We start from the raw sequence: 16,090 nt of genomic DNA on the forward strand, positions 1-16,090 counted from the left end.
ACCATGACGACTCCTTCTTCCCCACAGGGCCAGAAACCTGGCAGCAATCCCTTGTCCTCGCGACGCGCAGAACACGTCATGGAACGTGCCTTCTTCGCAACCCGCTGGATTGCCGCACCGCTGTATTTCGGCCTGACCATCGGGCTGCTGCTCGTAGCCTTCAAGTTCTTCCAGCAGCTTCTGGGGCTTGTTCTTAAGGCAACAGGCCTGGATTTCGATGACGTTTTCGTTGGTGTGCTGGATCTGATCGATCTGGTCCTGCTGGCGAACCTGCTGCTAATCGTCATGTTCTCGGGCTACGAGAACTTTGTTTCCCGTCTCGATATCCGCCAGCACGAAGATTATCCGTCCTGGATTGGTCACGTGACGTTCGGGGATATCAAGATCAAGCTCATGGCGTCCATTGTCGCCATGTCTGCCATCCATGTTCTGGCTGATTTCATTCGTGTGGATGACACCTCCACGCGCGCTCTGGAATGGAGCGTCGGGATTCATCTGGCCTTTGTTGTGTCCGGTGTTCTGATGGCCGTCATGGATCGCATCATGGAAGGTTCGCCGGATACGCATCATGCCGATCCGCAGCCTGACGCCGCCCAGCACAAAGAAAAGCACGACGCATGATTCGCCTGACAGAACTGCGCCTGCCGCTGGAGCACTCTGAAGAGGCGCTCCGGGAGGCGGTGCTGACGCGCCTCAATATCCCGTCCGAGGCCCTGAAAAGTTTCAAGATCGCCCGCCGCGGCTACGATGCCCGCAAGCGCGGCCATATCGTTCTGGTGTACAGCATCGATTGTGACGTGACGGACGAAGCGTCTGTCCTTGCGGCTCATGAAGCGGACCAGCATGTTCGCTCTACGCCAGACACAACCTATCATCTTCCCAAAGCCACCTTGCCCGAAGGGATGCCGCGCCCTGTGGTTATCGGGGCAGGTCCTTGCGGAATCATGGCGGCGCTGACGCTCGCACAGGCCGGTCTCAAGCCTATCATCATCGAGCGTGGCAAAGAGGTTCGCGCCCGAACGGTTGATACGTTTGCCCTCTGGCGGAAATCCGTTTTGACCCCCGAGAGCAATGTCCAGTTTGGGGAAGGCGGAGCCGGGACGTTCTCTGACGGCAAGCTCTACTCTGGCGTGTCTGACCCTCGTAATCTGGGCCGACGTGTCATTGAAGAGTTTGTTCGGGCGGGTGCGCCGGAAGAGATCCTATACGTCTCCAAGCCCCATATCGGGACCTTCCGACTGGTCACGATGGTGATGTTCATCCGCGAGGAAATCGAACGTCTCGGCGGCGAGTACCGGTTTGAGACGCGCGTCGATGGCTTTGACATGGAGGGTGAGGGAACGGAACGCCGTTTGCGAGGCCTGCGCCTTTCAACGGGAGAGACCCTGCCTGCCGAGCGCGTTATCCTGGCCGTTGGGCATTCCGCACGCGACACCTTCGAAATGCTCCGTGATGCGAATGTCGCCATGGATGCCAAGCCGTTCTCTATAGGTGTGCGGATCGAACACCCCCAGTCTGTCATTGATACAGCCCGTTTCGGCTCATACGCCGGGAACGATCTGCTGGGTGCCGCTGATTACAAGCTGGTTCATCACGCGTCGAATGGCCGGGCTGTGTATTCGTTCTGCATGTGCCCGGGCGGACAGGTCGTGGCGGCGACGTCTGAAATCGGACAGGTCGTGACCAATGGCATGAGCCAGTATTCCCGTGCCGAGCGGAATGCGAACAGTGGAATTGTCGTTGAAGTGACGCCGGAAAAGGACTTTCCGAACGATGTTCTGGCCGGTGTCGAACTTCAGCGGAAATGGGAAAAAGCGGCGTTTGTGGCCGGTGGCGGTGATTACCGTGCTCCTGCCCAGCGCGTCGGAGATTTTCTGGCCGGTCGCCCTTCCACAACGCTGGGGGACGTCGTGCCGTCCTACCAGCCGGGTGTGACACCAACTGATCTGACACTCTGTCTGCCGGATTTTGTTTCGGACGCCATTCGTGAGGCCTTGCCGCGTTTTGAGCGCAAGTTAAAGGGCTTCTCGATGGATGATGCTGTCATGACCGGAGTGGAAACGCGTACGTCTTCCCCGATCCGGCTTCAGCGAGACCGTGATGGCCAGAGCCCAACATTGCGTGGGCTTTTCCCTGCGGGCGAAGGGGCAGGATATGCCGGCGGTATCCTGTCCGCCGGCATAGATGGAATCCGTACCGCCGAGTGGCTGGCAGCCTCTCTTTAAGAGGCTGCTTCTTCGTCGCCTTCCATGGTTTCGCCCGGAAGGTGCTTCGGCTGAAGCAGGGCGATACCGGCCGTGACAGCACTGGACCCGACCACGAAGGCTTCCGCAGTAAGCGGGAGTGTGATCGGGGTCCGGCCAATTCCCGGGATCAGCCATCCGGCAATACCCTGCCCGATAGACCCTAAAGCATAACCCAGCCCCATGCCGAAGCTACGTGTCTCGGAAGGGAAGCATTTCGCCAGATAATGCGGCACGAGGGCGAAGATACCAGACGCTGCAGCGCCCATAACGAAGGCTGCCGTCAGCAGCATGCTCCAGGACGGAGCGCTCAGGAACGGCCAGATTGTCAGAACGACAATCGCAATCGCCCCAAGCATGACCTTCAGGTCACCCCATCGTTCTGCCAGCCAGCCACACAGGATTTTTCCAGCGAACGATCCGATGCAGTAGAGGGTAATGGGAATGAAGATGTCCTGTGGTGTCAGGTGGTGGCTGCCACGCAGGATCGTCGGGTAAAATGTGTAAATGGCCGCTTTCTGAAATTCCAGAAACGCCATGAAGGCAATTGCCTGTATGGCCGCTCCGTTCAGGCGGAATTTTACCTTGGGAAGAGGCTGTGTCGGCGTTTTGGCCTGACCGGCCGCCCGGTCTGCCCGGTTCCGCAGCCAGACCGGGCTTTCCTTGACCCCAAGACGAATGAAAATCGCCAGAAGGGCAGGCGCCAGCCCGATGAAGAACAGCACGCGCCAGCCATAATGCGGCAGGATCAGAGCCTGCGCACCGGCTGCTGCAAAATATCCGACTTCATAACCTGACATCATGAGCGCAGACGCCATCGGGCGTGTCCAGGCGGGAACACTTTCCATCAGCAGGGCTGCAGAGGCCGTCCATTCGCCACCAAAACCGATGCCGAACAGGAACTGGACAATGCCCAGCATCAGAAGACTGTGCGACAGACCCGTCATGGCAGAAAAGACACCGAACCAGACCACGCCGAGCATAAAGGCCAGACGACGGCCATATCGGTCCGCGAGCCAGCCCCAGCTTGTGTTGCCTATGGCGCGTCCAAGGGACTGGGCCGTCAGAACCATCCCCAGTGTGCCAATGGTGCAGCTGAAATCATGAGCGATGTCCGGCAGTGTGAACATCAGGGATGTCTGGTCAAAAGCGTCCAGAAACCATCCCAGAAAGGACGCGAACGTCACCTGCCAGAAAGGTAGCAAAGCCTTGAGAGAGTTGCGGGAAGACGTGTTCGGGGCGGAGCGAGCGAGAGCATCCGTCATCAACAATGTCCTGACAGGCAGATTGAACCTGCGCGCTTGAAGGAAGTGGCACGGAAAATCCGCTTGAGCAGAATCGGTAGCAGAATTGTCCTGATTGAGCGAACGAAGAATTTCACTCTTGGTTCCACAGCCATTTTGTTGCGCCCCCACGGGAAAGTGAGCGGGAAATGGGAGTTGTTAAGGGAAAATTAGCCTTCTTCCGTCATTCTGTCGCACAGATGGAACAGGAGATGTTCGAAATTGGATGATGCAGGACGGGATGTCAGTTTTGCGGACGCAGCCTCATTTGGCCCCGGAGTGACTGGCGCTTTGACCAGAGACCGAAGAGATGATCCTGTGAGGTCCGAGACGAATATTTCTCCGACGAGTGCCACGATGTTCGCTACCACCCTGCGCAGTCGCCGGGCGCGCCAGAAAAGTGCACCGCCGCCTTTGCGATGGCTGCCTCGGATGGGGGCTGGCCGAGCGGGAATGGAAAAGCTGATTGGTGCTCAGGTGGACATGAGTCAGCTCTGGTTGGCTATTCCCCGACGGACCGTGAGGCGAAGTCGTCGTAAGCCACTTGAGCAGCAGCAGAGAGAGTTTGATCTGGAGCTCCTGCAGGTTGCCTGTACACAGGCTGCGAGCTGGCCAGACGGTATGCGGCTCATGGTTTCACTTGAAGACGATCAGGCGCCTGACACCGCTTTCAATGGTCGCTTGAACAGTGTCCTGGATCAGAGTGGGTTTCCGATTTCACGTCTGGATCTGGTTTTCCAGGAAAGCGGGATCGCTCAGGAGGAGCGCGAAGTCTGTTACACGCTGGCATCTCTTCGGGACCGTGGCGTTCAGATCTTCACGAACGGATTTGGCTCCTCGGTCTCCAGTCTGACTTTACTGAGAGAGCGCGCTATCAGCGGCCTGCTGGATGGCGTGCAGTTTGATCTCGCAGTTCTGTCTGCATCTACGCTGTCCTGGAGTTTGCAGGGGAGTGTGCCAGAGCTCGATGAAGGTGCAGTTGTTTTCTATCGTGCTGCTCTGGAAGCCGTCAAAGCGCTGGGCTTGTGCATTCGTGCCACGGGTGTGGATACGCCAAAGCAACTGGAATTCGTTCAGAAAACCGGTTGCTCTGAGGCGTCTGGCCTTATTTTGGCGGGCGCTGAAACGACCGCTCAGATTACCGAGCGGTTCGCCAGTGTAGACGGTCGGTCAAGACGACGACGTATGACCCGGACAGCCGAAGGGCTGTAGCCAGCATAACCGGCAGCTCTCTACAAACATGAAAGAGCTGCCGGTTATGACTTCAGATCTTGCACTGGTACTGGAACAGGCGCTCTGGGTCCACGCGAAGCAGATTAGCAAGCATGGGAAGGACTTGTGTCAGGGCATCCTCAATCGCTTCAAGTGACTGTCCCGTCTGATCTGCAATATATTTGAGATGCTTCTCACCCATGAGCGTTTCGACTTCCTTGGGGGTGAGCGGGTTGGTTTCCGTATTGTGAATTTCGCTCACACGGGTGGCAAGGTGACAGTCGTCACGCATCAGACGGATTGTCACTTCCGTCAGGCCAGACCTGTCCATGCTTGCATTGCTGAGCCAGTCCCCGAAGCGGACGAACAGCGACGTGGATTTCTGGCCTTTGGTCTCAGTCGTGGTTGTCATGACCCGTACTCCTCATCAAGGGAGAAACTGGCCGCATCCGGTGGGACTTGGCCCTGTCATAACAACGTTTGAAGAAGGCGTGTGTAGCATGAGGCGGAAACACCTTTGCGTGATGTTTCCGCCCTTCCGCATCAGTCTAATGGGCCACTTTCTACCAGCACGATCTCTGCGTCTTCCAGGGCCGTCATGACGATGGTTTCCACATCCGTCAGAGCTGCCCCGTCCCGCGTTGCAACGGTGCGGCCCTCGATTTCCAGACTTCCTGTTGCGGGTACGAGATAGGAAAAATTCTCCCGGCTCGTTTCGAAAGTCAGGGTCTCTCCCGCTTTCAGGGTTGCCCCAAGAACGCGTCCCTTGGCCCGGATCGGCAGAGCGTCATCCTCTGGAAAGCCGGAGGCAAGGGTTACGAACCGTCCACTGCGGGCGTCCTTAGGAAAAGGACGCGTGCCCCAGTTGGGCGTGCCACCTGGTTCATTGGGGATAATCCAGATCTGGAAGAGGGTGGTGTCTTCAGTTTCCTTATTGAACTCGGCATGGACGATGCCGCTGCCGGCAGACATGACCTGAACGTCACCAGCTTCCGTACGGCCTTTGTTGCCAAGGCTGTCTTCGTGAGAAATGGCTCCGGTGCGAACATAGGTGATGATTTCCATGTCCTTGTGCGGATGAGCGCCGAAGCCTGTCCCACCTTCGATTTTATCATCGTTCCAGACGCGCAGACGGCCCCAGTGCATGCGGTGCCGATCCGTGTAGCCAGCGAAAGAGAAATGATGCCGGGCGTCCAGCCATCCATGGTTGGCGTGGCCAAGCGAGGAGAAGGGTCTGATATCGAGCATTGGTCGCTCCTCAGTAAAGGTTATGGTCTTCAAGATGGGCGCAACTTGGCGTAAAGAAAATGGAATTGATGGAAATATAAAGTTTCCATAAAGCGCATCTTAGAGAGGCTGTATGCTCCCCGATCTGGAAGGCTGGGCTGTTTTTGCTCGTGTCGCTGAAAGCGGCTCGTTCGCCTCTGCAGCGCGCGCTCTTGGGCTGTCCCCGCCTACAGTGTCCAAGGTGATTGCGCGTCTGGAGCATCGCCTGAAAACGACTCTCTTTCAGCGAAGTGCGCGTCATCTTTCCCTCACATCGGCCGGAGTGGCGTGCCTGGAACGCGCCCGGCGGATGTTGGCTGATGGCGAAGGATTGGAAGCAGAACTGCGGGAAGGCTCAGTCAGCCCGAGAGGAACGATCCGCCTGGCGGCTCCCATGGGGTTCGGGCTGGATATTCTCGGGCCTGTTCTGCCGGAATTTATGGACCGGTATCCGGATATTTCCATGGAGATTGATCTGGATGACCGGACCGTCGATCTGCTGAGTGGCCGGTTTGAAGCAGCCGTCCGCATTACACCGGGAGATCTTGCTCCCGTAACCAACGGCGGGGCTCATCTTCTTTGCCGTTCCGTGATGCGGCTGGTCTGCTCGCCACAGATGAAAGAGAGACTCGGGACGATCGAAAAGCCGGAAGATCTTTCAGGCAATGCAGGGTTGCTCTACGCGAATTCCGATCTGCCAGACCTGCTTCGACTTACGTATGAGAGCGGCCAGCAGGCCTCTGTTCGTCTGCGAAGCAGGATGATGGTGAATAGTGGGGACATGCTTTTGCCCGCGCTCCGAAATGGCTCAGGCCTAGCACTTCTGCCAGATTTCATGCTGCGGAGGGATTTGGATGCGGGGCGATTGGTTGAGGTTCTGCCGAGGTGGCGGGGCAGTGTTCTGTCGGTCTGGTTTATGGTCGTGGGGTGTGGTGCCACCCGGATGCAGATGCCCGCGCGGCTTCGTGTTCTTCTGGCCTATCTGGAGCAGGCACTTGGCGGAAAGATTTCACAGGATTACAGTGCCGCGCAGGAGAAAACGCGATGAATTATGATGCGATGTTCCAGTCCGCCCTGGACGGTCTGCGCGCCGATGGCAGCTACCGTTACTTTGCGGAACTTGAGCGCCGGTCCGGCAATTTCCCGAAAGCCTATCATCATGGGCTCGGTCGTGACGTCACAGTGTGGTGTTCCAACGATTATCTCGGCATGGGGCAACATCCGGAAGTCCTCAAGGCGATGCATGATGCCCTTGATGAGACGGGCGCTGGCGCAGGTGGAACGCGCAACATTTCCGGCACGAACCACTATCATGTGGAACTGGAAAAAGAGCTGGCTTCCCTTCACGGGAAAGAAAGCGCCCTGCTTTTCAACTCGGGCTATCTGTCCAACTGGGTAACGCTCGGCACTATTGCGGGCCGTCTGCGGAACTGTGTGGTCCTGTCGGATGAACTGAACCATGCCTCCATGATTGAGGGCATCCGTCATTCCCGCGCTGAAAAGCAGATTTTTCGTCATAACGATGTGGAAGATCTGGAGCGTCGCCTGAAGGAACTTCCAGCAGACGTTCCGAAGATCATCGCGTTTGAGTCCGTCTATTCCATGGATGGCGATATCGCCCCGATCGAAGCGTTCTGTGATCTGGCCGACAAATACGGCGCCATGACTTACCTTGATGAAGTTCATGCCGTGGGAATGTACGGCGATCATGGTGCGGGCGTGGCTGAAAAGCTGGGCCTGTCCCATCGTCTGACGGTGATCGAAGGGACGCTCGGCAAGGGCTATGGCGTCGTGGGTGGCTATATTGCTGCCTCTGCACCGCTTTGCGATTTCGTGCGCTCTTTCGGTTCAGGCTTCATTTTCTCCACGGCTCTGCCGCCGATGATTGCTGCGGGTGCTCTGGCCAGCGTCCGTTATCTCAAGCGCAGCAGCGCAGAACGTGAAGGACAGCAGCGCGCTGTTGCCTATCTGCGGGCCGCTCTGGACAAGGCAGGCATTCCGCATGTCGGCAACCCGAGCCATATCGTACCCGTCATGGTGGGCGAGGCTGAGCTATGTCGGGATCTCTCCGATGAGTTGCTGAACCGCTTCGGGCATTATATCCAGCCGATTAACTTCCCGACCGTCCCGCGCGGAACGGAGCGTCTGCGTCTGACGCCGACGCCGCTTCATACAAACGAAGCAATTGATGAACTGGTTGAAGCACTCTCTACGCTATGGCGCGAACGGCAGCTCAAGCGCTCTGAAGCTGCCTGAAGTCAGGTAGGTCAGCGTTCTGAATTCTGGAAAAGGCAGCCGGGTCACTGGCTGCCTTTTTTGATTCCGAGCTGGTCAGGCGAGCACGTAGACCCATGCGTTCTTGCCTGAGCGCAGTGTAACTTGCACCCTCTTGTAGCTGGACACTTCATAAGCATCCGCAGCAAGAAGCTCAGCTTCAGTGATGCGGAAGACTTGCCCTGTGATTTCGTCCTGTGGATTGTCACTCGGGTGAATAACAGGATGAAAGCGTTTGCCGCTGGCCTTGATGACAGCAGCGTCCGTGATTTCCATCATCGACGCCTGATAGCCCGTCATCGCATCTTCTTCGCCATGCAGCAGGCGACCGAATGAGGAAAGCTGAACCTCGGGTTGCTGGAGTGTTCCGTAAGAAAACAGGTAAACTGGCATTTGATCAGGCATGAGTAGCTCCGTGAGATAAAGCGCAGGGACGTCAGATCTTGCGGTAGCCTTGCCAAAGCGCTGTGACAGGGTGCCCGTCGTCCTGTGGAGTCAGATGGATGTAAAGCCCATCAATCTGTTCCAGCGGCAGGCAGTCATCCACTTCCATGAAGTTGTCGCGGTGGCGATGGTCGTAGCCTGGTAATAGGGTCTTTTTGGCCTTTGCTTTGGCATCCTCTGCCGATGTGGCGACGAGGAAGGTAAAAGCGTGCTCTTCCTTCAACTCACCGGCCGCATATCCACCCATATTGATGAAATAGAGCGATTGGGTGCCTGCAGGTTTTTCAGGGCTGAGTGTGACGGCGTGTCCGTCCGCCCATGTGATGATGCCATAAGCATCGACGTGCAGGGAATTCCGAACTCCAAACCAGCGTTCTGCAAGTGATGGATAAGCATCTTCGGGCTTTTTCGCGATTGCAAACTGAACATCATGAACTTCGATGTTTGCGCCGGGTGCTGCGCCACCGAGATAGAAAACATACAGGTTCAAGAGCGTGTCTCCTCAAAACGTAAAGCGGGTCATAGCCGGTTCCCCGGCTCACTTCACGGTGAAACGCATTGACAGGACGAAGCTGATGCGATGAGTGTGGCCCCTACCAGGGGGAGCTTCGCCAAAAGAAGCTGAGAGGTCACTGAAGGACTGTAAGGTCTGCGGTGTGACGACCCTGCCGGGTGCATCCTGCATCCGGGAAACCTGATCCGGTTAGAACCGGCGGAGGGAATGGTGTTGAGACACAACGAAACTGGCTTTGCCAGTGGTGCGTGCTGTTGCTCCCTCTGCCTCAGAGGGGGCGAACATGGGTGACATTCCACAAAACCTGAACCAGAGACCAGCTGTAGGTCATGTGACGACAGGCCCGATTCAGGGTTCCTGCAAGAAATGGTCCGAAGCGCCGGGACGCCCGGATATTCTGGTCCCATATCGCGAAATTGCGCTGCATCCGTCAGCGAATGAAGCGCCTGTCAGAGTTTATGATACCTCCGGTCCTTATACAGACACGTCTGTCACGATTGATGTGACGAAGGGCCTCTCGGCTCCACGTGCAGAATGGCTTGCCAAGCGGGGCTTCGAGCGGGTTGCAGCGCGGGCCGTCAAGCCAGAAGACAACGGCTTCGCAAGTGAGGCGCAAGCTGTTCCGGCGTGTCCGGCACCGCACGAAGTCTATTCGGGTGAGAGCGCACAGCACGTCACGCAGTATGAATACGCAAGGGCCGGGATCATCACGGAAGAGATGATCTATATTGCTCATCGCGAAAACGTCTGCCGTGCTGAAATGGCTGAGGGAGCGGAAGAGCGCCGGGCAGATGGCGAGGATTTCGGTGCGGAAATTCCAGCGTTCATCACGCCAGAATTCGTGCGCGAAGAAGTGGCGCGGGGGCGGGCTGTCATTCCCGCCAATATCAACCATCCGGAACTTGAGCCGGTTATTATTGGCCGCAACTTCCTTGTGAAGGTGAACGCCAATATCGGCAATTCGGCTGTGACGTCTTCTGCGGCCGAAGAGGTGGAAAAACTGGTCTGGTCCATTCGCTGGGGCGCGGACACGGTGATGGATCTCTCTACAGGGCGGAACATTCACAATATCCGTGACTGGATCATGCGGAACTCTCCAGTGCCGATCGGAACGGTGCCGCTGTATCAGGCGCTGGAGAAGGTGAATGGTGTTCCTGAGAAGCTGACGTGGGAGATCTTCCGCGACACGCTGATCGAACAGGCCGAGCAGGGCGTGGATTATTTCACGATTCATGCTGGTGTCCGTCTTCAGCACATCCCACTGACAGCAAAGCGTACCACGGGAATTGTCTCCCGTGGTGGCTCCATCATGGCGTCCTGGTGCCTGGCGCATCATCGCGAGAGCTTTCTCTACGAGCACTTCGAAGAGATCTGCGACATCATGCGCCGGTATGACATCACCTTTTCACTGGGGGATGGGCTGCGTCCGGGGTCGATTGCCGATGCGAATGATGCGGCGCAGTTTGCTGAACTGACGACGTTGGGCGAACTGACGAAGGTGGCCTGGGCAAAGGGCTGTCAGGTCATGATTGAAGGGCCGGGTCATGTGCCGATGCACAAGATCAAGGTCAACATGACCAAGCAGCTTAAGGAATGTGGCGAAGCGCCGTTCTATACGCTTGGCCCGCTAACGACCGACATTGCGCCGGGCTATGATCACATCACGTCGGGTATCGGGGCGGCCATGATTGGCTGGTTCGGGACGGCGATGCTTTGCTACGTGACACCGAAGGAGCATCTGGGTCTGCCGGACCGCTCAGACGTGAAGACGGGTGTCATAACCTACCGGATTGCGGCTCATGCTGCTGATCTGGCAAAGGGGCATCCGGTAGCTCAGTTGCGGGATGACGCCCTGTCCCGCGCACGGTTCGAGTTCCGGTGGGAAGATCAGTTCAATCTGGCGCTGGACCCGGATACGGCACGGAGCTTCCACGACGAAACGCTTCCAAAAGAGGCTCACAAGACGGCTCATTTCTGTTCGATGTGCGGCCCGAAGTTCTGCTCCATGAAGATCAGCCACGACATTCGCCGTGAGGCAGAACGTCAGGATGGGATGGCGCAGATGAGTGAAGTCTTTCAGGAACATGGTGCAAAACTTTATGTTCCGGAAAATGAAGTAGAAACGATTGCGGAATAACACCTGACGCGGAATGATTGAGGGTGGTGGCCTTGCGTCCATAGGCCATCACCCTCATCATAGAGTGATGCCGCTTAAGGAAGACCTTCTCCCATTCCGGAAAACCCGCAAAGTCACGAAACTGGCGACCCGGCTGGGCAATTCGGCTTCAAACTGCGTTCTGCATGTCATGGTCAATGATCGCGCCGGTTTGGTCCGTGAAAGCGCGGCTTTCGTCGGTCTTCTTGAGAAGGTGTGGAAAGCCCGTGGCGTTGAAGCTGATCAGGTCTGGGCAGAGCTGAATGAAAGAATCCGCCTTGCGGAAGAACTTCGTGCTAATGGCATCCGTCCGCGTAAAGGCGGCCACTATCGTTCCACCAAATTGCCCTGAGCCATGCCCTCTCTTCCAGATCTGTCTCATATTTCGCCGGATGACCTGAGCCGGCTGGATATCGGCGTGCTGATCGTGATTGGTCTGTCTGCTCTTTGGGGACTGACACGCGGTTTTACCACAGAGCTTTCCGGGCTTGTCGCGTGGGCTTCGGCCGTCATTCTCACCTATCGGTTCCATGCTGCCCTGGTTCCATGGATTTCTCCCTATCTGCATGAGAGCTGGCTGGCGGAGAGCGCAAGCGCGGCAGTCCTGTTCATCGTCATCCTGCTGACGCTGACGACGATCGCCGGGCGTGTCGGCGCAGCTGTGAGGGGCACTCTTTTTGGTGGCGTAGACCGCATACTGGGCGCTATTTTCGGCATTCTGCGCGGATATGTGATGCTGATCGCACTTTATCTGCTGGCAGGGTCTTTTTTCGGGTCCTGGACCTCCTACCTGATGCAGGGAAGCTTCACCGGGCCATATATTGAGGCCGGAGCATCCCGACTTGCCGGTTATCTGCCACATTCATTGCAACCACATCTTGCATCGCCGCCCACAAGCGGTCATGACGCGTCGTTGTGAACCCAGTCCGGAAAGGCCGAACTGCATGACTGCCTCCGATACTCTCAACCGTCCTTACGAGGAATGTGGCGTTTTCGGCGTCTGGGGCGTGCCTGATGCGTCTGCCCTGACCGCTCTAGGACTCCATGCGCTTCAGCATCGTGGTCAGGAAGCTGCCGGAATCGTCAGTTTCGATAACGAACGGTTCCATCAGCACAAAGGTCTGGGGCTGGTCGGTGATGTCTTCGGAGACAGCCGTGTCATGGCAACGCTGCCTGGAAGTGTCGCCATCGGTCATAACCGATACGCCACTACAGGTGGAACGCATGTCCGGAATGTGCAGCCGCTATATGCGGATTACGAGTTCGGTGGTCTGGCCGTTGCCCATAACGGAAATCTGACCAATTCTGCCACACTGAAGCAGGCGCTGGTAAAGCGCGGATGTATCTTCCATTCCTCCACGGATACGGAAGTCTTCATCCATCTCATCGCCATTTCCCTCTACACCACGGTGCTCGATCGCTTCATTGATGCCGTCAAGCAGGTGAAGGGAGCTTACTCCCTCATTACCCTGACGCCCGATGATGGCCTGATCGGCATGCGTGATCCACTGGGCGTTCGTCCGCTGGTTCTGGGGCGGATGCCGGGTTACGAAGATTCGAACGGTGGCTGGGTTCTTTCCAGTGAGACCTGTGCGCTCGACATCATTGGCGCAGAATACGTTCGTGACATCGAGCCCGGCGAAATCGTAGTGATAAACTCTGAGGGGCTTCGGTCCCTTCGCCCGTTTGGCGATCAGGGTGGGCGCTTCTGCGTTTTTGAATACATCTACTTTGCACGGCCTGATTCAGTGCTTGAAGGCCAGCCTGTCTATGAAGCCCGCAAGCGCATTGGTGCAGAGCTGGCGCGCGAGACGGCAGTTGAAGCAGACGTTGTCGTGCCAGTGCCGGACTCCGGCGTTCCGTCTGCTATCGGATATGCGGCTGAGAGCGGTATCCCGTTTGAGCTGGGCATTATCCGCAATCATTACGTCGGCCGGACATTCATTGAGCCAACGGATCAGATCCGAAATCTTGGTGTGAAGATGAAGCACTCCGCCAATCGGCCGGTTCTGGCCGGGCGTCGGGTCGTTCTGGTTGATGACTCGATTGTACGTGGAACGACGTCTCGCAAGATTGTGGATATGGTGCGCGCGGCCGGTGCGACGGAAGTGCATATGCGCATTACGTCCCCGCCGACGCGCCACCCTTGCTTCTATGGCATTGATACGCCCGAAGAGAGCAAGCTGATGGCAGCAACCCACACGATGGAAGAAATGGCTGCTGTTATCGGCGTGGATAGCCTCGCCTTCATCAGCTTTGATGGCCTCTATCGGGCGCTGGGTCATGAAAGTCGTACGGATGGCGCAGGTCGCTACTGCGATGCCTGTTTCACGGGTGATTATCCGATCACGCTCGTAGACAAAGAAGGCAATTTGGTTTCCTGAGTGATATTCGCTCTATTGCGACCTTATGGAAAAAGCGCCTGCTCTCATGAGGGAGCAGGCGCTTTTTTTTGTGCTCAGACAGATGCTTTCAGGAATACAGACCGTCAGGAATGTCTTCATGCGCTGAGGCAGGTCCGTTGATGTCGAGCGGCACAGCCATGACAGCCTCAAGGCCAGGGGAAAGCGGCGTATAGGTGAGGGTGCCACCAAGACTGCCGACGACAGCCTTCATCATGCGTGTCCCGAAACCGCTTCCGTTCAGATTGATGTCATGACGGCCCTGATCGGAAACAGTCAGCGTCAGACGGTCGCCAGTGACGGAAAGTGAGAGGTAAAGCGGACCGGCCTGGCCGCCGTAGGCATATTTGCTGGCATTGATGACCAGCTCCGTCAGTACTAGCCCGACATTAATGGCGCGGTCAGCCGAAATGGAGACGGGTGACAGAACCATGCGAAGCTGCGCCTGCCATTCCTCGCCAAGTGAAGAGCAGAGCTCTTCCATCAACTCTTCAAGGTAGCGGCTCAGATCAACCATGCCCATCTGATCGCCACGATACAGACGCCGATGTACCAGCCCGATGGCCGCAATCCGGTGCTGGGCTTCAGAAAGGGCTTCGGTGGTTTCTTCGTTCGTGGACGTCCGGGCCTGAAGCTTCAGGAAAGATGCCACCATTTGCAGTGAGTTCTGCACACGATGGTTTACCTCACGGATCAGGAAGTCTTTCTGTTGAATCAGGCTCTCACGTTCCTGAACTGTCGCCGTCAGGGTCGCATTTAGCTCGCGGAGTTGCTGGGTCTGATAATCGGCAATCAGGCTGCGGCGAAGGCGACGGGCGGCCTGCTTCTGTTCTGTCGTCCATCGATGGGAATGACCCAGAACGGTCTGCTCCCAGGACTCAAAAGACTTGCGAGGATGCAGAATCCCGTCGTGGTCAGGCGCTCCCTTGTGAGGATTGCCAGCCCACTCAATGACCTGAACGATCTCGACCCGGCTCCAGACAAGCGTCAGGGAGGTTCGGAAAGGCAGTGTGATGGCCAGAATTCCGGCAGAAGCCTCGGGCCACATTTCTGCGGGAGGGTAGTCCTTGCCCAGGCAGGAGCTACAGAAAATCCCGCCGTTGCTGCCCAGGCGGAGCCAGTCCCGAATGGCCAAGAGATCCGAATGTTCAGGAACCTTGCCAGACGTCTTAATCTCTTTCTGATCAATGACTGCAAAGCCATCGCAGGGAAACAGGCTGCGTAACTCCGTAACGGATCGCTGGAGGTTGTCCTTTACGGACGCGGCAGGGTCGAAATGGGACGTCGCGAACTCAATGGCATTTCTCAGGCGCAGACGCTCCTGATACGTGATGAGTTCTTCCTTGTTTCGAAGCTGACGTGACATGACGCCAGCGAGCGTCCGGCATGCGGCTCTGATGTCCTCAGAGAGGATGCGCGGTGTCGCGTTGTGGCAGGTGATCATGCCCCACAAAATGCCGTCCACGACCAGAGAGATGGAGGCTGAAGCCGCCACGCCCATGTTCGACATATACTGCAAATGGACGGGTGAGATGCTGCGAAGCTGCACATCACTCAGGTCGATGCCTGTGGTGCCAGCCTCAACAGGGCGAATAGGGGCAGCTTCGTAATGAATGTCTGGAATGACACGGATACGGTTGCGCAGATAAAGCGCACGCGCCTGCCGGGGAATATCGCTGGCCGGAAAGTGGTGGTTCATGAGGGATGGGAAAGCCTCATTGCGCTTTTCCCCCATCACGCAGCCAGAGCCGTCTTCCTGAAAGCGGTAGACAAGCACACGATCAAATTCGGTCAGCTTCGCGAAGACCTGTGCGCCGTGATGGCACACGGCAGCAATGTCCGGGCAACGCTCGAAACGATCAGCCGTGGCATCAATCTGGCTGAAGATTTCCCACGTCAGGAAATTACGACTGTCCAGAGGCTCCAGCTCGACCAGAAGGTGCTCGCCAGAGACGTGGAACTGGGCATTGAACGTTTCGTCCTGCAGGCCGGAGACCCGGGTATTGTTCAGGGCCTTGCCGCCTGACTGTTTCAGCCCATCTGCTGGAATGTTCAGAAGATCAGGCAGGCTCTGGCCCAGCCAGTTCGGATTGAGGCGCGCTTCCAGATCGCCTGCGCCGGCAATAATCTGAAGAGTATCGGCCTTGGCAATCAGGAGAAGCCCGTAGGGCTGGATCGCATCCGGGCGATGGATCTGCTCACGATCACAGGATGTGAGCAGCGCATCTGAAAGGGGCTGCCCCGACTGGAGAGAGATCTTCGACGATAAGGTCAAGGTCTGAAAATCCCTCTTGGCG

Annotated in this window: 15 protein-coding genes and 1 riboswitch; of the genes, 9 read left to right on the top strand and 6 right to left on the bottom strand. The window is 57.0% G+C overall.

Features of this window, described 5'->3' with window-relative positions; genetic code table 11:
* Positions 1-3: 3 nt before the first annotated feature.
* Together KP707_RS01380 and KP707_RS01385 are read left to right on the top strand one after the other, a co-directional pair.
* On the top strand, positions 4-621 hold the full coding sequence (locus KP707_RS01380; protein ID WP_064273814.1) for a TIGR00645 family protein: 618 nt from the start codon (positions 4-6) through the stop codon (positions 619-621).
* Positions 618-2,225, top strand: a complete 1,608-nt coding sequence (locus KP707_RS01385; protein ID WP_211501927.1) for an NAD(P)/FAD-dependent oxidoreductase — start codon at positions 618-620, stop codon at positions 2,223-2,225. The genes KP707_RS01380 and KP707_RS01385 overlap by 4 nt, the downstream gene beginning before the upstream one ends.
* Here the strand turns inward: KP707_RS01385 and KP707_RS01390 are convergent.
* Complete coding sequence (locus KP707_RS01390; protein ID WP_046899984.1) at positions 2,222-3,508, bottom strand: MFS transporter; 1,287 nt, start codon at positions 3,506-3,508, stop codon at positions 2,222-2,224. The two genes, KP707_RS01385 and KP707_RS01390, sit on opposite strands and share 4 nt — an antisense overlap.
* A 240-nt stretch (positions 3,509-3,748) precedes the next feature.
* Between KP707_RS01390 and KP707_RS01395 the strand changes: the two genes are divergently transcribed.
* The gene (locus KP707_RS01395) at positions 3,749-4,738 is read left to right on the top strand and encodes an EAL domain-containing protein (protein ID WP_249210269.1); all 990 of its coding nucleotides are present in this window, start codon (positions 3,749-3,751) and stop codon (positions 4,736-4,738) included.
* Between the two features lie 52 nt (positions 4,739-4,790).
* Here the strand turns inward: KP707_RS01395 and KP707_RS01400 are convergent, their stop codons facing one another.
* Together KP707_RS01400 and KP707_RS01405 are read right to left on the bottom strand one after the other, a co-directional pair.
* Positions 4,791-5,150 (bottom strand): YidB family protein, encoded by a 360-nt coding sequence (locus KP707_RS01400; RefSeq protein ID WP_086634368.1) that lies wholly within the window; start codon positions 5,148-5,150, stop codon positions 4,791-4,793.
* 131 nt (positions 5,151-5,281) lie between these two features.
* Positions 5,282-5,986: a pirin family protein gene (locus KP707_RS01405; protein WP_211499936.1), complete on the bottom strand. Its 705-nt coding sequence runs from the start codon at positions 5,984-5,986 to the stop codon at positions 5,282-5,284.
* Between the two features lie 112 nt (positions 5,987-6,098).
* On the opposite strand from KP707_RS01405, the gene KP707_RS01410 reads away from it, so the two are divergent.
* Together KP707_RS01410 and hemA are read left to right on the top strand one after the other, a co-directional pair.
* On the top strand, positions 6,099-7,052 hold the full coding sequence (locus tag KP707_RS01410) for a LysR family transcriptional regulator (RefSeq protein ID WP_211499937.1): 954 nt from the start codon (positions 6,099-6,101) through the stop codon (positions 7,050-7,052).
* The gene (gene hemA, locus KP707_RS01415; protein ID WP_046899979.1) at positions 7,049-8,260 is read left to right on the top strand and encodes a 5-aminolevulinate synthase; all 1,212 of its coding nucleotides are present in this window, start codon (positions 7,049-7,051) and stop codon (positions 8,258-8,260) included. The genes KP707_RS01410 and hemA overlap by 4 nt, the downstream gene beginning before the upstream one ends.
* A 75-nt stretch (positions 8,261-8,335) precedes the next feature.
* Here the strand turns inward: hemA and KP707_RS01420 are convergent, their stop codons facing one another.
* Positions 8,336-8,683 carry a gamma-glutamylcyclotransferase family protein gene (locus tag KP707_RS01420; protein ID WP_249202716.1) on the bottom strand — a complete coding sequence of 116 codons (348 nt, stop codon included), beginning with the start codon at positions 8,681-8,683 and terminating at the stop codon, positions 8,336-8,338.
* A gap of 31 nt (positions 8,684-8,714) precedes the next feature.
* Positions 8,715-9,212 carry a DUF1543 domain-containing protein gene (locus KP707_RS01425; protein ID WP_211501929.1) on the bottom strand — a complete coding sequence of 166 codons (498 nt, stop codon included), beginning with the start codon at positions 9,210-9,212 and terminating at the stop codon, positions 8,715-8,717.
* Between the two features lie 99 nt (positions 9,213-9,311).
* A riboswitch (TPP riboswitch) is annotated at positions 9,312-9,461 on the top strand.
* A 58-nt stretch (positions 9,462-9,519) separates the two neighbouring features.
* On the opposite strand from KP707_RS01425, the gene thiC reads away from it, so the two are divergent.
* From thiC to purF, 4 genes are read left to right on the top strand one after another with little or no spacing between them, the layout of a single operon-like run.
* Entirely contained in the window at positions 9,520-11,373 is a 1,854-nt protein-coding gene (gene thiC / locus KP707_RS01430) for a phosphomethylpyrimidine synthase ThiC (RefSeq protein ID WP_249202717.1), read from the top strand.
* A gap of 13 nt (positions 11,374-11,386) precedes the next feature.
* Positions 11,387-11,743, top strand: a complete 357-nt coding sequence (locus KP707_RS01435) for a hypothetical protein (RefSeq protein ID WP_211501930.1) — start codon at positions 11,387-11,389, stop codon at positions 11,741-11,743.
* A 3-nt stretch (positions 11,744-11,746) separates the two neighbouring features.
* Complete coding sequence (locus KP707_RS01440) at positions 11,747-12,310, top strand: CvpA family protein (protein ID WP_086634374.1); 564 nt, start codon at positions 11,747-11,749, stop codon at positions 12,308-12,310.
* Positions 12,311-12,335: 25 nt separating this feature from the next.
* Positions 12,336-13,775: an amidophosphoribosyltransferase gene (gene purF, locus KP707_RS01445; protein WP_046899973.1), complete on the top strand. Its 1,440-nt coding sequence runs from the start codon at positions 12,336-12,338 to the stop codon at positions 13,773-13,775.
* Between the two features lie 88 nt (positions 13,776-13,863).
* On the opposite strand, the gene KP707_RS01450 is transcribed toward purF, so the two are convergent.
* A complete protein-coding gene (locus tag KP707_RS01450; RefSeq protein WP_211501931.1) occupies positions 13,864-16,068 on the bottom strand; it encodes a histidine kinase dimerization/phosphoacceptor domain -containing protein in 2,205 nt (734 codons plus the stop codon).
* Positions 16,069-16,090 lie beyond the last annotated feature (22 nt).

It is taken from the genome of Gluconobacter sp. P5E10, assembly GCF_018812145.1.
GTDB lineage: Bacteria > Pseudomonadota > Alphaproteobacteria > Acetobacterales > Acetobacteraceae > Gluconobacter > Gluconobacter cerinus.

Bases quoted from the DNA above. Each gene is read 5' to 3' on its own strand.
- KP707_RS01380 (WP_064273814.1), top strand. From the start codon at position 4: ATGACGACTCCTTCTTCCCCACAGGGCCAGAAACCTGGCAGCAATCCC.
- KP707_RS01385 (WP_211501927.1), top strand. From the start codon at position 618: ATGATTCGCCTGACAGAACTGCGCCTGCCGCTGGAGCACTCTGAAGAG.
- KP707_RS01390 (WP_046899984.1), bottom strand. From the start codon at position 3,508: ATGACGGATGCTCTCGCTCGCTCCGCCCCGAACACGTCTTCCCGCAAC.
- KP707_RS01400 (WP_086634368.1), bottom strand. From the start codon at position 5,150: ATGACAACCACGACTGAGACCAAAGGCCAGAAATCCACGTCGCTGTTC.
- KP707_RS01405 (WP_211499936.1), bottom strand. From the start codon at position 5,986: ATGCTCGATATCAGACCCTTCTCCTCGCTTGGCCACGCCAACCATGGA.
- KP707_RS01410 (WP_211499937.1), top strand. From the start codon at position 6,099: ATGCTCCCCGATCTGGAAGGCTGGGCTGTTTTTGCTCGTGTCGCTGAA.
- hemA (WP_046899979.1), top strand. From the start codon at position 7,049: ATGAATTATGATGCGATGTTCCAGTCCGCCCTGGACGGTCTGCGCGCC.
- KP707_RS01420 (WP_249202716.1), bottom strand. From the start codon at position 8,683: ATGCCTGATCAAATGCCAGTTTACCTGTTTTCTTACGGAACACTCCAG.
- thiC (WP_249202717.1), top strand. From the start codon at position 9,520: ATGGGTGACATTCCACAAAACCTGAACCAGAGACCAGCTGTAGGTCAT.
- KP707_RS01435 (WP_211501930.1), top strand. From the start codon at position 11,387: ATGATTGAGGGTGGTGGCCTTGCGTCCATAGGCCATCACCCTCATCAT.
- KP707_RS01440 (WP_086634374.1), top strand. From the start codon at position 11,747: ATGCCCTCTCTTCCAGATCTGTCTCATATTTCGCCGGATGACCTGAGC.
- purF (WP_046899973.1), top strand. From the start codon at position 12,336: ATGACTGCCTCCGATACTCTCAACCGTCCTTACGAGGAATGTGGCGTT.